We start from the raw sequence: 14001 nt of genomic DNA, 5'->3' as shown, positions 1-14001 counted from the left end.
TTCACAGATGGCGGCGTCGGGTCGAGACGTGCCGTTCGTACAGCTCACGTGCCTTGACCGCGGACGATCGGGTCGCGGTCTCGGCCACAGGTACATCCCACCAGGCCTGCGCGGGAGGCGGGCCCGACACAGTGTCGGCCGTTTCGGTCTCCACGTAGACACATGTGGGAGTGTCGGCGGCCCGCGCCTCGGCGAGCGCCGTGCGCAGGTCCCGGACAGTCTTCGCGCGCAGGACGCGCATGCCGAGGCTGGCCGCGTTGGCGGCCAGGTCGACGGGGAGCGGGGCACCGGTGAAGGTGCCGTCGTCCGAGGTGAAGCGGTACGCGGTGCCGAACCGCTCGCCCCCCACCGACTCGGAGAGTCCGCCGATCGAGGCGTAGCCGTGGTTCTGCACCAGCAGCACCTTGATGGCTACTCCCTCCTGCACGGCGGTGACGATCTCGGTCGGCATCATCAGATACGTGCCGTCGCCGACCAGCGCCCACACGTTCCGCTCCGGTGCCGCGAGTTTCACCCCGATGGCGGCCGGTATCTCGTAGCCCATGCACGAGTACCCGTACTCCAGGTGGTACTGGTCCCGCGACCGCGCCCGCCACATCCGGTGCAGGTCGCCGGGGAGCGAGCCCGCCGCGTTGATCAGGACGTCCGTCTCGTCGACGAGCGCGTCCAGGGCGCCGAGGACCTGCGGCTGGGTCGGCCGGATGTCCGGCTCGTCGGCCTCGTAGCAGGCGTCGACGCGCTGCTCCCAGCGCTCCTTGTCCTCCGTGTACTCGGTGACGTAGGAGTCGGGGGTGCGGTGGCCGTCCAGGGCCCTGCGCAGTTCCGCGAGGGCGCTGCGGGCGTCGGCGACGAGCGGCAGGCCGGCCAGCTTGTGGCCGTCGTACGGGGCGATGTTGAGGTTGAGGAAGCGGACGTCCGGGTTCTCGAAGAGGGTGCCGGAGGCCGTGGTGAAGTCGGTGTAGCGGGTGCCGACGCCGATCACCAGGTCGGCGGTGCGGGCGAGTTCGTCGGCGGTGGCGGTGCCGGTGTGGCCGACGCCGCCGACGTCCTGCGGGTGGTCCCAGCGGAGCGAACCCTTGCCGGCCTGGGTCGAGGCGACCGGGATACGGGTGACCTCGGCGAACTCGGCGAGTACGGCTTCCGCGCGGCTGTGGTGGACCCCTCCGCCGGCGATGACGAGGGGCCTGCGCGCGTTCCTGATCGCCGTGACGGCCGCGGCGAGCTCGGCGGGGTCGGCGCCCGGCCGCCGTACGGTCCACACCCGCTCGGCGAAGAACTCCTCCGGCCAGTCGTACGCCTCGGCCTGCACGTCCTGCGGGAGCGCGAGGGTGACGGCGCCGGTCTCGACGGGGTCGGTGAGGACCCGCAGGGCCGCGAGGGCGGAGGGGATCAGCTGTTCGGGGCGGTTGATCCGGTCGAAGAACTTCGAGACCGGGCGGAGGGTGTCGTTGACGGACACGTCGGCCGCGTGCGGGACTTCGAGCTGCTGGAGGACCGGGTCGGCGGGGCGGGTGGCGAAGACGTCGCCCGGGAGGAGCAGGACCGGGAGGTGGTTGATGGTGGCGAGGGCCGCGCCGGTGACCAGGTTGGTGGCGCCCGGGCCGATGGACGTCGTCACGGCGTGGGTGGAGAGACGGTTCGATTGACGCGCGTAGCCGACCGCCGCGTGCACCATGGCCTGTTCGTTACGGCCCTGGTGGTACGGCATCTCGTCCATGTGCTGGAGGAGTGCCTGGCCGAGGCCGGCCACGTTGCCGTGGCCGAAGATGCCCCAGGTGGCGCCGATCAGGCGGCGGCGCTCGCCGTCCCGCTCCGTGTACTGGACGGCGAGGAAGCGGACAAGCGCTTGCGCGACGGTCAACCGAATCGTCATCGGTAACCCTCCGTATGGTCCGGGTGGAAGCAGATCCGCCACTCCCGCGTCGCACCCGGTCCCGCCATGACGTTCAGGTAGTACATGTCGTGCCCGGGCTGCGCGATCGACGGGCCGTGCCATCCGTCGGGGACCAGCACGACGTCGCCGGAGCGGACCTCGGCGAGGACGTCCGTACCGCCCTCACGGGAGGGGAATACGCGCTGATACCCGAATCCGTTCGCGCCGTCGATCTCGAAGTAGTAGATCTCCTCCAGCTCCGACTCCTCGCCGGGCCGGTACTCGTCGTGCTTGTGCGACGGGTACGAGGACCAGTTGCCCCCGGGGGTGACGACTTCCACGGCGATGAGCTTGTCGCAGTCGAACGAGTCCGCGGAGGCGAAGTTGCGCACCTGGCGGGCGCTGGTGCCGCTGCCGCGGTCTTCGACGGGGACCTCCGGCGCGGGGCCGTAGCGGGCGGGGAGTCGTCGCTCGCACTTCGCTCCTGCCAGGGCGAAGCGGCCTCCCGCGCCGGAGGCGATCTGGACCTGGGCGTCCCGGGGCACGTACACGAAGTCGGAGACTCCGCTGAACACGCTCTCCCGGCCCAGGATCTGGAACTCGTTTCCCTCTGTTTGCACCGTACAACCGCCCTGCAGCGGAAGCACGATCCACTCGCTGTCCCCGGTGGTGAACAAATGCGTTCCCCCCGGGGTCAGTTCGACGATCCGGAGGCTGCTGTGCGCCCAACCGGCCCGCTTGGGGTCGATGTCGAGCGTGTACTGGGCGTTCGCGGTCGAACCCTTGGTGAGATGCAGCTCGTTGGTCGTCATCTTCTCGCCCTCACAGAAGTCCGACAGCGGTGTCCACGGCGGCGGCCACGTCGCCGTCCGCCGGGTACAGCAGCGAACGGCCGACCACCAGGCCGCGCACGGTGGGGAGTTGCAGGGCGCTGCGCCACTTCTCGTACGCGCCGTCCTGGTCGTCGCCGACCTCGCCGCCCAGCAGCACCGCGGGGAGGGTGGACGTCTCCATGACCTGGGCCATGTCGTCGGGGTTGTCCGTGACCGGGACCTTCAGCCAGGTGTAGGCCGAACTCCCGCCGAGGCCCGAGGCGATGGCGATGGACCTGGTGACCGCCTCCGCCGACAGGTCGTTCCTGACCTTGCCCTCGGGGGTGCGGCGGCTGATGAACGGCTCGACGAAGACCGGCAGCCGGCGCGCGGCCATGTCGTCGATGGCGCGGGCGGTGGACTCCAGGGTGGTCAGCGAGCCCGGGTCGTCGTAGTCGATGCGCAGGAGCAGCTTGCCGGCGTCGAACCCGAGGCGCTGTATGTCCTCGGCGCGGTGCCCGGTGAACCGGTCGTCGAGCTCGAAGGAGGCGCCCTGCAGCCCGCCCCGGTTCATCGATCCCATGACGACCTTGCCGTCGAGGGCGCCCAGCAGGAGCAGGTCGTCCAGGATGTCGGCGGTGGCGAGGACACCGTCGACGCCGGGCCGGGACAGCGCCAGGCAGAGCCGCTCCAGCAGTTCGGCCCGGTTGGCCATGGCGAGCTTGTCGCCGCCCACGCCGAGGGCGCCGCGGGCCGGGTGGTCGGCGGCGACGATCATCAGCTTGCCGTCCTCGTTGAGGAGCGGACGGCGGGCCCTTCTCGCGGCCGCCTCGGCGATCGCCTCGGGGTGGTGGGTGCGGGTGTGGACGAGGGCGGAGATGTCCACCTTCACCTGCCGGCCGGGGGCGCCGGCTCCGCCGTCGTGGTGCGCGCCCGTGACGCGGCCGGCCCTCACAGCACCGCTCCGGCGGCGAGCGCGGCGTCGATCTCTTCACTGGTCGGCATCGCGGAGGAACACTCCAGGCGGGAGGCCACGATGGCACCGGCCGCGTTGGCGTGCCGCATGATCTTCTCCAGGTCCCAGCCTTCGAGGAGGCCGTGGCAGAGGGAGCCGCCGAAGGCGTCGCCGGCGCCGAGGCCGTTCAGGACGGTGACGGGCAGCGGCGGGACCTCGGCGGAGTCGCCGTCGCGGCTGACGGCGAGGACGCCCTTGGGGCCCTGCTTGACCACGGCGATCTCGACTCCGGCGTCGAGGAGGGCCTGGGCGGCGGCCTTCGGCTCGCGCACGCCGGTCGCGACCTCCACCTCGTCGAGGTTGCCGACGGCGACGGTGGCGTGCTTGAGCGCCTCGGCGTAGAACGGGCGGGCCGCCTCCGGCCCGCGGCGGCTGCCGCTGATGTCACTGCTCCAGAACATGGGGCGCCAGTCGAGGTCGAAGACGGTCGTGCCCGCCTTGGCGCGGTGGGCGAGGGCCGCGAGGGTCGCCGTGCGGCTGGGCTCCTCGCTCAGGCCGGTGCCGGTGATCCAGAAGATGCGGGCCGCACGGACGGCGTCGAGGTCCAGCTCGTGGGCGTCGATCTCCAGGTCCGGGGCCTTGGGCTGGCGGTAGAAGTACAGCGGGAAGTCGTCCGGCGGGAAGATCTCGCAGAACGTGACCGGGGTGTTCAGGCCGGCCACCGGGGTGACCCAGCGGTCGTCCACGCCGAAACCCTGGAGGGCCTCGTGCAGGTAGGCGCCGAAGGCGTCCTCGCCGGTGCGGGTGATGACGGCGGTGTTCCGGCCCAGGCGGGCGGCCGCCACGGCCACGTTCGTCGCCGACCCGCCGAGGAACTTGCCGAAGGACGACACCTGGGCGAGCGGGACTCCGGTCTGGAGCGGATAGAGATCCACCCCGATCCGCCCCATGGTGATCAGGTCGTACGCCATCGGCTTCCCTTCGTCATGGCTCTCCCGTGGTTTGTAGTCCGGGAGAGCAGGTCGTGTCAATGGTTTGTCCGGACATTCTGACGAGAGCATGGAGAGTGAGGGCGCCTACGGGGATGGCGGGATCGGCGAGTGCGGCGGGCGCGCGCCGCGTGCGGCTGGACGCGCAGTGCCCCGCGCCCCTGAAGAAGCGCCGGCCCTCACGTATGTCAACACGCCCCGCCGATGAGCCGGTGTGCTTCTGTGCCCCGGCTGTGTCACAAACTCCGCCCTCGTGTCACACATGTCGCGCATACGCGGGTTCTCGGTCACACCAGATCGACAGCCGCTTGCCCTTGGTCACTCTCCGTCGTTCACCGAGCACAGGCTTTGTGATCGCCAGCGCAGCGCCCGGCTCCCCCGACGACCGACTCCGGTCGCCCCCGCGGTGCGCGCAGGGAGGTGCATCTCATGACCGACCGAAGGCTCTGGTCCTACAAGGAGATCGCGGCGCACATCCGGGTGCAGCCGGACACCGTCCGCTCCTACCGCAAGCACGGGCTGCTCCCCCCGCCCGACCATGTCGAGGGCGGCAAGCCCTACTGGTACGCCGACACGGTCCGCGCCTGGGTCGCCTCCCGGCCAGGCAACCGGGGGCGCAGAGACTTCTGAGCCCGGTCGCAGGATGCCCCGCCTGCCCCCCTCGGGCGGGGCGCGCACGCGTCAGGCCCAGGGCTCGATGACGGTCACCCCCGCGGCCGGTGCCCCGTCCATCGCCGCCAGGGCTGCCGGGGCCGCGTCCAGGGTGATCGTCGAGGTGACCAGGAGGTCGGGGCGGAGGGTGCCGGCGCGGACCAGTTCGAGCATGGCGGGGTAGGTGTGGGCCGCCATGCCGTGGCTGCCGAGGAGCTCCAGCTCCAGGGCGATCGCGCGGGCCAGCGGCACGGGGGTGTTCCCGTCCGGGGACGGCAACAGGCCCACCTGGACGTGACGGCCGCGTCGGCGCAGGGAGTTGACCGAGGCGGCCGCGGTGGCCGGTGACCCCAGGGCGTCCAGGGAGAGGTGGGCGCCGCCGGAGGTCAGGGCGCGGACCGTCGCCGCCGGGTCCTCGGCGTCCGTCGCGTTCACGCCGTGGGCCGCGCCGAACTTCCTTGCCAGGTCCAGGGCTTGGGGCGCCACGTCGACCGCCACCACCCGGGCCCCCGACGCCGCCGCGATCATCACCGCGGACAGGCCCACGCCCCCGCAGCCGTACACCGACACCCACTCCCCCGCCGCGAGCCTGCCCTGCTGCACCACCGCGCGGAAGGCGGTGGCGAAGCGGCAGCCCAGGGAGGCGGCGGTGGCGTACGACATGTCGTCCGGGATCGCCACCAGGTTCACGTCGGCGTGGTCCAGGGCCACGTACTGGGCGAAGGAGCCCCAGTGCGTGAAGCCGGGCTGCGTCTGGCGTTCGCAGACCTGCTGGTCGCCGGCCGCGCAGGACGGGCAGCTCCCGCAGGCGCAGACGAAGGGGACGGTGACCCGGTCGCCGGGGCGCCAGGCGGTCACCCCGGCGCCGACCTCCTCGACCACCCCGGCCAGCTCGTGGCCGGGGACGTGCGGGAGGGTGATGTCCGGGTCGTGGCCCGTCCAGCCGTGCCAGTCGCTTCGGCAGAGGCCGGTGGCCTCCACGCGGACGACCACTCCGTGGGGGGCCGGGTGGGGGTCGGGGACGTCCCGTACCTCGGCGGGCGTGGCGTAGTGGTCGAAGACGACGGCTCGCATCGCGCGTGCTCCTTTCGGGGGCTGCGCGAAGGCTAGACGCTCCGCTGGAAGAGCCGCGATGTGCCGCCTGCCGTCTGCCGTCTGCAGCGCCGTCGTGGCTGGTCGCGCCCACGCGGCGGAGCCGCACATTGATACAGCCCCGCGCCCCTTTGGGGCGCGTCCGACTCAGGCGCGTCCGACCGGGGTCGCTTCCGAGCGGGGCGCGTCCGATGTGGGCGCGTCCGGCGGGAGCGCCTGCTGCTCGCCCTCGCTCAGACCGAACCGGTCGTGGAAGCGGCGCAGGGGGGCCGGGGCCCACCAGGTGGCCTTTCCCGTCAGGCGCATGATGGCCGGGACCAGGAGGCTGCGGACGACCATCGCGTCCATCAGGACCGCCAGGGCGATGCCGAGGCCGAGCATCTTGGTGTTGGTGACCCGGGACGTGCCGATCGCCACCATCACCACCGCCAGGATGATCGCCGCCGCGGTGATCAGGCCTCCGGTGCGCTGCAGGCCGAGGCGGACCGCCCGCTCGTGGTCGCCGGTCCTGTCGTACTCCTCCTTGATGCGCGAGAGCAGGAACACCCCGTAGTCCATCGAGAGGCCGAAGGCCACGCAGAACATCAGGACCGGGAGCGTGGTCTCGATCGAGCCGGGGCTGGTGAAGCCCAGCAGGCCGGAGAGATGGCCGTCCTGGAAGACCCAGACCACCGCGCCGAACATCGCCGTGAGGCTGAGCGCGTTGAGCAGGACCGCCTGTATGGGGATCAGGACGCTGCCGGTGAGGAGGAAGACCAGCAGCAGGGTGACGATCGCGATGATCGCCGCCGCCCAGGGCAGGCGCTGTGCGATGGCGTGCTTGGAGTCGACCAGGACCGCCGCCGTGCCCGTCACCTTCGTGTCGAAGGGGGTGTGCAGCGCGCGCAGCTCGCCCACCAGGCGCTGGGCTCCGTCGTCCACCGACTCGCCCTTCGGCTGCACCGTGAAGTACGCCGCGTCGCCCTTGACCAGGGGTCCGGCCACTCCGGCCACCTCGGGCAGGGCCGCCACCCGCTGCTTGTACGCCGTGTACTGAGCCTGGGTCGCCCCGCCCTCGGCCAGGACCTCGAGGTCACCGCCGGGGTTGCCCGGGAAGCCGTCCCGGATGTGCTGCTGGACGACGTGGGACTCGGCGCCGGCCGGGAGCTGGCGGTCGTCCGCGGTGCCGAACTTCACGCCCAGGAAGGGCAGTCCGAGGACGATCAGGAAGGCCGTGGTGGCGACGGCGAAGAGCGGGGCCCGGCGCATCACCAGGGTCGCGGTGCGGGCCCAGGCCGTGCCCTCGGCGCCGGAGGGCCGGGCTTCCCGGCCCCTGCGGAACAGCCGCCGCAGGTCCAGCGCGTTGACCCGGTCGCCCAGCAGGATCAGCGCCGCCGGGAGCAGGATCAGGGCGGCCGCCGCGGCCAGCAGGACCACCGCTATGCCGGCGTAGGCGAACGAGCGGAGGAAGTACTGGGGGAAGACGAGCATCGCCGCCAGGGAGACGGCCACCGTCAGGGCCGAGAACAGCACGGTGCGGCCCGCGGTGCGCAGTGTGGTGCCGACCGCCGTCAGCGGGTCGGCGCCCGTGGCCAGTTCCTCGCGGAAGCGGCGGACGATGAAGAGCGCGTAGTCGATGGCCAGGCCGAGGCCGAGGGCCGTGGTCAGGTTCATCGCGAAGACCGAGACGTCCGTGAAGGACGTGATGCCGCGCAGGACCGCGTTGGTGCCGAGGATGGCGACGATGCCGATGCCCAGCGGGAGCAGGGCCGCGATCGCGCTGCCGAAGACCATCACCAGCAGGACCAGGGTGATGGGCAGGGCGATCAGCTCGGCGCGGGCCAGGTCCTCCTTGATGATCGTCTGCATGTCGCTGCGGACCGCCACCATGCCGCCGACCTCGACCGTCACCGGTCCGTGCGTGCCCCGGTAGTGCGGGGCGATGCGGTCCAGGGTGTCGGCGGCCGCCTTCTCGTCACCGGTGATGCGGGCCGCGATCAGGGCCTCGTGGCCGTCCTCGGCGCGCAGGGACGGCGCCTTGGTCTGCCAGTACGAGCCGACACCTATGACTCCCTTCTCTCCGGAGAGGCGTGCGGTGAGGGCCTTCGCCTCCGCCGCCACGGCCAGGGTGTCCACCGAGCCGCCCCGTGCGTCCACCAGCAGGAGCAGGTTGGGCTGGGAGTCCGGGAACTCGCGCTCCAGCGCCTTCGTCGCGTATGTCGACTCGGCGGCCGGGTCCTCCCAGCCGCCGCTGCCCAGACGGTCGGCGACCCCGCTGCCGGCCAGCACGGCGAGCGCGGTGATCACCAGGGCGAGCAGCAGGGAGAGCCGGGGGCGGGCGGTCACGAACCGGGTCCAGCCCCCTGGGCGGGCCCCGCTCCCGGCCTCCGAGGGCTTGTTGACTTCGGTCATTCTGCGGTGTCCCCTTCACCGTGACCACTGCCTGCCGGTACGCGTCCGCTTCGTGCGCACGGCAGCATGGGTCGGCCATTGCCATCTAGACTGGCAAACACGAGACATCGCTCGCGTTCCATCAGAATGCGAGCGACCGCTCGTGTTTGTCAATCGCGTTCGAAGAGCTGGGGATAACGCGTGCCCGACAAGCCCGACATGTCAGAGCAGCCCGACGGCACGACCACGGGCAAGGAGCAGCCGCGCCGCCGGCAGGCCCGTGGCGAGCGGCGCATCCAGCAGCTGCTCGAAGCCGCCGCGTCGGTCTTCTGCACCACGGGCTACACGGCCGCCAGCACCAACGCCATCGCCCGCGAGGCCGGCGTCTCCCCCGGCACGCTCTACCAGTTCTTCCCGAACAAGGAGGCGATCGCGATCGAGCTGGGCGACCGGCTCATGCACGACCTGCGGGACACCTACGGCGAGGCGCTCGCGCCGGTCGACCCCACCACCTCGCTGACGGACGCGGTCGATGCCGCCGTCGACCGCCTCACCGCCTTCAACACCGAGCACCCGGTGTTCTTCGCGCTGATGCACGGCCCCGACGTACCCGGCGGGATCACCGAGGCCCACGACGCCCTGCACACCAACCTGCTCGGCCGCGTCGAGGGCCTGCTCGCCTCGCTCCTCCCGCCGGACGCCGACCAGGCCCACATCACGCGCACGGCACATGTCAGCCTCGGCATCTACAAGGCGGGACTGGAGCTGGTGCTCGGCCACCAGGGCGCCGAGCGCCAGGCGTACATCCAGGAGATCAAGGACGTACTCACCCGCTACCTCGAACCCCTGGTCGGCGACCGTCTCGGCCGCCCCGCCCCTTGACCCGCCCCGCACCACCGCACACCACCCCACACATCGCGCACCACAGAACCGCGCCACCACCCCCTCGAACCCCCCAGACTGCGACACACGGCACATCTGCCTAAAGTGCGGGTAAATCGCGGCAATCCCGAGCCGACGAGCGCCACCCGCACCCGCAGGAGCACAAGGGGGACCCGCCGTGACCCACTCTCCGCAGCCCGGCCGGCCGAAGGCCCGTATCCCCGGTCCACAGCAGCCGCCACCGCCGTACCCCCGCATCCGCGCCGGCCTGTGGAAGCGCTACCTCGGCGGTGGGCTCGCCCTGTGGGTGCTGACCGCGGTGGTCGCGTACGCGACGACGAACACCACCCTGCTGCCGACGCTGATCCTGCTCGGCAGCTTTCTCGTCCCGGTCGTCTTCGTGCTGTGGGCGTACGAGCGGCACGGCCGTGACCTCGGGGTCAGCGCGATCCTCGGCTGCTTCCTGACCGGCGGCACGCTCGGGGTGCTGGGCGCCTCCCTGATGGAGTCCTATCTGGTCCGCCCTTCCTGGGGGATGTTCGTCTGGGTGGGCCTGATCGAGGAGGCGGTGAAGCTCGGCGCGCTGGTGTTCGTGCTGCGCCGGCTGCCCGGGATCCGGGGCATGCGGGCCGGACTGGTACTCGGGGCCGCCGTCGGCCTCGGCTTCGCGGCCCTGGAGAGCGCCGGGTACGCGTTCGACGCGGCCGTCTCCACCGAGGGCGTCGATCTGCGCGCGCTGATCGAGACGGAGATCCTGCGCGGGGTACCGGTCCCCTTGGGGCACGGCCTGTGGACGGCGATCGCCGGCGGCGTCCTGCTCTCCTTCCGCCGCGCGAACGGCCGCTTCCGCGTCACCGCCCCGGTCGTCGCCGCCTGTCTCGGGGTCGCCCTGCTGCACGCCCTGTGGGACTCCACGCACGGCATCGCGATCTGGCTGGTGGCGCGCCTGACGGGTACCGGAGTGGACCGGCAGCTGTTCGCCGAGGGGTACATCCCGGGCCCCAGCGCGGCACAGGAGCACCTTTTCGCGGTGTTCTCGGTCGGTCTGCTGGTCCTCGTGTCGCTGCTCGGCGTCGTCTGGGTGATCTCCCTGGCGCGCCGGGACGCCTCTTGGAGAAATACCCCCTAGGGGTATAGTGTGATGAGAGTGGGGTTCCCTCGGGGGCCCCATCGGCCCCACACGCCTCGACGAGGAGAACGACATGACCGCCCAGACCGACACCCCGGGCTCCGTGACCGCCGTCTACAAGGTGACCGGCATGAGCTGCGGACACTGTGAGGGTTCCGTCTCCGCCGAGATCTCCGGGCTGGCCGGTGTCAGCTCGGTGACGGCCGTCGCGGCCAGCGGCGAGGTCACGGTCGTCTCCGCCGCCCCGCTCGACGAGGAGGCGGTCCGCGCCGCCGTCGACGAGGCGGGCTTCGAGCTCGCCGGCCGCGTCTGAGAGCCCGAACGGCAGGCACCACGCGCAGTAAACGTACGACGGAAACGTATCTCTCCGCCGGGCCGTGCCGACCAGCTGATACTGGCTCCGTACGGTCCGGTCCGTTGTCTGGAGTCCGGACATGACGACCAGCACCACCACCAGCACCGCACAGACACCCATAGCCCCGCCGCCCGCCGACGCGGCCGAGGTCGAGCTGCTCATCGGCGGCATGACCTGCGCCTCCTGCGCCGCCCGGGTCGAGAAGAAGCTCAACCGCATGGACGGCGTCACGGCCACCGTGAACTACGCGACCGAGAAGGCGAAGGTCACATACCCCCAGGGGGTTCAGGTCGCCGATCTGATCGCCACGGTGGTGAAGACCGGGTACACCGCCGAGGAGCCCGCGCCCCCGGAGCCGGATCCGGAACCGGAGGCCGAGGCCGAGCGGGATCCCGGACTCGCCGCCCTGCGCCACCGCCTCCTGGTCTCCGCGCTGCTCGCCGCCCCGGTCGTGCTGCTCGCGATGGTCCCGGCGCTGCAGTTCGACAACTGGCAGTGGCTGTCGCTGACGCTCGCCGCCCCGGTGGTCGTCTGGGGCGGCGCGCAGTTCCACCGGGCCGCCTGGACCAACGCCCGGCACGGCGCCGCCACCATGGACACCCTGGTCTCGGTCGGCACGCTGGCCGCGTTCGGCTGGTCGCTGTGGGCACTGTTCTTCGGCGACGCGGGCATGCCGGGCATGCACGACGAGTTCCGGCTCACCGTCTCCCGGATGGACAGCGCGTCCACGATCTACCTGGAGGTCGCCTCCGGGGTCGTCGCGCTGATCCTGCTCGGCCGGTACCTGGAGGCGCGCTCCAAGCGGCGCGCGGGAGCGGCCCTGCGGGCGCTGATGGAGCTGGGCGCCAGGGACGTGGCGGTGCTGCGCGGCGGGCGTGAGGTACGGGTTCCGGTGGCGTCGCTGGCGGTCGGTGACCGGTTCGTCGTACGGCCCGGGGAGAAGGTCGCCACCGACGGGACGGTGGTGGAAGGCGCGTCCGCGGTGGACGCGTCGATGCTGACCGGCGAGTCCGTGCCGGTGGACGTGACCGTCGGCGACGCCGTCACGGGCGCGACCGTCAACGCGGGCGGCCGGCTGGTGGTCGAGGCGACCCGGGTCGGCGCCGACACGCAGCTCGCGCGGATGGCGAGGCTGGTGGAGGACGCGCAGAACGGCAAGGCCGAGGTGCAGCGCCTCGCCGACCGGATCTCCGCCGTCTTCGTCCCGGTCGTCATGCTGATCGCGCTCGGCACCTTCGGGGTCTGGCTGGGCGTCACCGGGGACACGGCCGCCGCGTTCACGGCCGCCGTCGCGGTCCTGATCATCGCCTGCCCGTGCGCCCTGGGCCTGGCCACGCCGACCGCGCTGATGGTCGGCACCGGGCGCGGTGCGCAGCTCGGCATCCTCATCAAGGGCCCTGAGGTGCTGGAGTCCACGCGCCGGGTCGACACGGTCGTCCTCGACAAGACCGGGACGGTGACCACCGGGCGGATGAGTCTCCAGGGGGTGGACGTCGCCGAGGGCGCCGACAAGGACGAGGTGCTGCGGCTCGCGGGTGCCCTCGAACACGCCTCCGAGCATCCGGTCGCCAGGGCGATCGCCGCGGCGGCGGCCGAGCAAGCAGGGGCGCTGCCCGCGGTCGAGCGCTTCGAGAACGTCCCCGGACGGGGCGTCCGAGGGCGCGTGGAGGGCCGCGAGGTGGCCGTGGGGCGCCTCTTCGACGTGGTGCCGGAGGAGTTGGCCCTGGCCCGTTCCCGGGCCGAGCAGGAGGGGCGTACGGCCGTCCTCGCCGGATGGGACGGGCAGGCCCGGGGTGTCCTCGCCGTCGCCGATTCGGTCAAGGAGACCAGCGCCGAGGCGGTCCGCGAGCTGCGCGCGCTCGGGCTGACGCCGGTGCTGCTGACCGGGGACAACCGGGCGGTGGCCGAGTCGGTCGCGCAGGCGGTCGGGATCGCCGAGGTCGTCGCCGAGGTGCTGCCCGAGGACAAGGTGGAGGTCGTACGACGGCTGCAGCGCGAGGGGCGGACGGTCGCCATGGTCGGCGACGGCGTCAACGACGCGGCGGCGCTGGCCACCGCGGACCTCGGTCTGGCGATGGGCACCGGGACGGACGCGGCGATCGAGGCCGGCGACCTGACCCTGGTGCGCGGGGATCTGCGGGTGGCCGCGGACGCGATCCGGCTGTCCCGGCGGACCCTCGCCACCATCAAGGGCAACCTCGTGTGGGCCTTCGGCTACAACGTCGCCGCGCTCCCGCTGGCCGCCGCCGGACTCCTCAACCCGATGATCGCGGGTGCCGCGATGGCCTTCTCGTCGGTCTTCGTGGTGACCAACAGCCTGCGGCTGCGCACCTTCCGCTGAAGTTACCGGCGGTTCGCGGCAGTGGATGTAAGAGTCCCCCTAGAGTCCAACGCGCACCTCACATAAGCTCTTCACAAGGCTCGCGCATCATCCTTACGCTTGAGCTCCGATCAACATATCGGGGCTCTTGCGTATCTATCGGACAGATGCAAGAGACGCAGATCACAGTGATGTGAACGTAACCATCGAAGGGGTTCGAAGGTCTAAGTTGGCGATGGCAGAGAAGCGTCTTGGGGGGCGCTGACCTGGCATCTGGGGATGTCTTGGGGGACTTCCTCAGAGATGCGTTGCCGGGGCACGTACGGCGGGAAGCTTTGAGCGGCCCTCCCGCGTCGTACGGGTCCCGGCAGATCGCACCGCATCACTGGATGCAGTACGGCGAGCTCTGCTCGTTGTGCTCAAAGCAGCGATTCAGGCGCTGCCGTACCGAGCGCCCGGCCGGATCCCGTGGGGGGAATCCGCACCGGGACACGGGAAGGCGCCCTGGTCGCCGGCCCGTGGGGGGACCGGCGCTCCAGGGCGCCTTCTGCTATGCCCGTATGGCCGCTAGCG

Annotated in this window: 11 protein-coding genes; 5 read left to right on the top strand and 6 right to left on the bottom strand. The window is 71.7% G+C overall.

The window, feature by feature from the left end:
- Nucleotide 1 precedes the first annotated feature (1 nt).
- From iolD to iolC, 4 genes are read right to left on the bottom strand one after another with little or no spacing between them, the layout of a single operon-like run.
- Entirely contained in the window at nt 2–1873 is a 1872-nt protein-coding gene (gene iolD, locus ACFY0P_RS16180) for a 3D-(3,5/4)-trihydroxycyclohexane-1,2-dione acylhydrolase (decyclizing) (RefSeq protein WP_388912439.1), read from the bottom strand.
- Nucleotides 1870–2685: a 5-deoxy-glucuronate isomerase gene (iolB, locus tag ACFY0P_RS16175; protein ID WP_388912436.1), complete on the bottom strand. Its 816-nt coding sequence runs from the start codon at nt 2683–2685 to the stop codon at nt 1870–1872. The genes iolD and iolB overlap by 4 nt, the downstream gene beginning before the upstream one ends.
- A gap of 10 nt (nt 2686–2695) precedes the next feature.
- A complete protein-coding gene (locus ACFY0P_RS16170) occupies nt 2696–3577 on the bottom strand; it encodes a deoxyribose-phosphate aldolase (RefSeq protein WP_388912829.1) in 882 nt (293 codons plus the stop codon).
- A gap of 59 nt (nt 3578–3636) precedes the next feature.
- On the bottom strand, nt 3637–4611 hold the full coding sequence (gene iolC / locus ACFY0P_RS16165) for a 5-dehydro-2-deoxygluconokinase (RefSeq protein WP_388912433.1): 975 nt from the start codon (nt 4609–4611) through the stop codon (nt 3637–3639).
- Nucleotides 4612–5058: 447 nt separating this feature from the next.
- Here iolC and ACFY0P_RS16160 point away from each other — a divergent pair, with 447 nt between their 5' ends.
- Nucleotides 5059–5259, top strand: a complete 201-nt coding sequence (locus tag ACFY0P_RS16160) for an AlpA family transcriptional regulator (RefSeq protein WP_089105276.1) — start codon at nt 5059–5061, stop codon at nt 5257–5259.
- A gap of 51 nt (nt 5260–5310) precedes the next feature.
- Here the strand turns inward: ACFY0P_RS16160 and ACFY0P_RS16155 are convergent, their stop codons facing one another.
- On the bottom strand, nt 5311–6354 hold the full coding sequence (locus tag ACFY0P_RS16155; RefSeq protein WP_388912429.1) for a zinc-dependent alcohol dehydrogenase family protein: 1044 nt from the start codon (nt 6352–6354) through the stop codon (nt 5311–5313).
- A gap of 165 nt (nt 6355–6519) precedes the next feature.
- Complete coding sequence (locus tag ACFY0P_RS16150; protein ID WP_388912426.1) at nt 6520–8763, bottom strand: MMPL family transporter; 2244 nt, start codon at nt 8761–8763, stop codon at nt 6520–6522.
- Between the two features lie 198 nt (nt 8764–8961).
- Here ACFY0P_RS16150 and ACFY0P_RS16145 point away from each other — a divergent pair, with 198 nt between their 5' ends.
- The 4 genes from ACFY0P_RS16145 (at nt 8962) to ACFY0P_RS16130 (ending at nt 13449) form a co-directional block, all read left to right on the top strand.
- Nucleotides 8962–9624 (top strand): TetR/AcrR family transcriptional regulator, encoded by a 663-nt coding sequence (locus ACFY0P_RS16145; protein WP_388912424.1) that lies wholly within the window; start codon nt 8962–8964, stop codon nt 9622–9624.
- Between the two features lie 178 nt (nt 9625–9802).
- Nucleotides 9803–10753 carry a PrsW family intramembrane metalloprotease gene (locus ACFY0P_RS16140; RefSeq protein WP_388912421.1) on the top strand — a complete coding sequence of 317 codons (951 nt, stop codon included), beginning with the start codon at nt 9803–9805 and terminating at the stop codon, nt 10751–10753.
- Nucleotides 10754–10826: 73 nt separating this feature from the next.
- Nucleotides 10827–11066, top strand: coding sequence for a heavy-metal-associated domain-containing protein (locus ACFY0P_RS16135; protein ID WP_388912418.1), 240 nt, complete (start codon nt 10827–10829; stop codon nt 11064–11066).
- Between the two features lie 121 nt (nt 11067–11187).
- Nucleotides 11188–13449 carry a heavy metal translocating P-type ATPase gene (locus ACFY0P_RS16130; RefSeq protein ID WP_388912415.1) on the top strand — a complete coding sequence of 754 codons (2262 nt, stop codon included), beginning with the start codon at nt 11188–11190 and terminating at the stop codon, nt 13447–13449.
- Nucleotides 13450–14001 lie beyond the last annotated feature (552 nt).

The sequence above is a fragment of the Streptomyces sp. NPDC001714 genome, assembly GCF_042892755.1.
Taxonomy (GTDB): domain Bacteria; phylum Actinomycetota; class Actinomycetes; order Streptomycetales; family Streptomycetaceae; genus Streptomyces.
Note: the sequence above shows the minus strand (reverse complement) of the source record. Positions and strands in the feature narration are given on the sequence as shown.

What these genes read in the sequence shown, in the direction of transcription:
- ACFY0P_RS16135 (WP_388912418.1), top strand. Translation starts at nt 10,827, where the DNA reads ATGACCGCCCAGACCGACACCCCGGGCTCCGTGACCGCCGTCTACAAG.
- ACFY0P_RS16150 (WP_388912426.1), bottom strand. Translation starts at nt 8,763, where the DNA reads ATGACCGAAGTCAACAAGCCCTCGGAGGCCGGGAGCGGGGCCCGCCCA.
- iolD (WP_388912439.1), bottom strand. Translation starts at nt 1,873, where the DNA reads ATGACGATTCGGTTGACCGTCGCGCAAGCGCTTGTCCGCTTCCTCGCC.
- ACFY0P_RS16160 (WP_089105276.1), top strand. Translation starts at nt 5,059, where the DNA reads ATGACCGACCGAAGGCTCTGGTCCTACAAGGAGATCGCGGCGCACATC.
- ACFY0P_RS16145 (WP_388912424.1), top strand. Translation starts at nt 8,962, where the DNA reads ATGTCAGAGCAGCCCGACGGCACGACCACGGGCAAGGAGCAGCCGCGC.
- iolB (WP_388912436.1), bottom strand. Translation starts at nt 2,685, where the DNA reads ATGACGACCAACGAGCTGCATCTCACCAAGGGTTCGACCGCGAACGCC.
- ACFY0P_RS16130 (WP_388912415.1), top strand. Translation starts at nt 11,188, where the DNA reads ATGACGACCAGCACCACCACCAGCACCGCACAGACACCCATAGCCCCG.
- iolC (WP_388912433.1), bottom strand. Translation starts at nt 4,611, where the DNA reads ATGGCGTACGACCTGATCACCATGGGGCGGATCGGGGTGGATCTCTAT.
- ACFY0P_RS16155 (WP_388912429.1), bottom strand. Translation starts at nt 6,354, where the DNA reads ATGCGAGCCGTCGTCTTCGACCACTACGCCACGCCCGCCGAGGTACGG.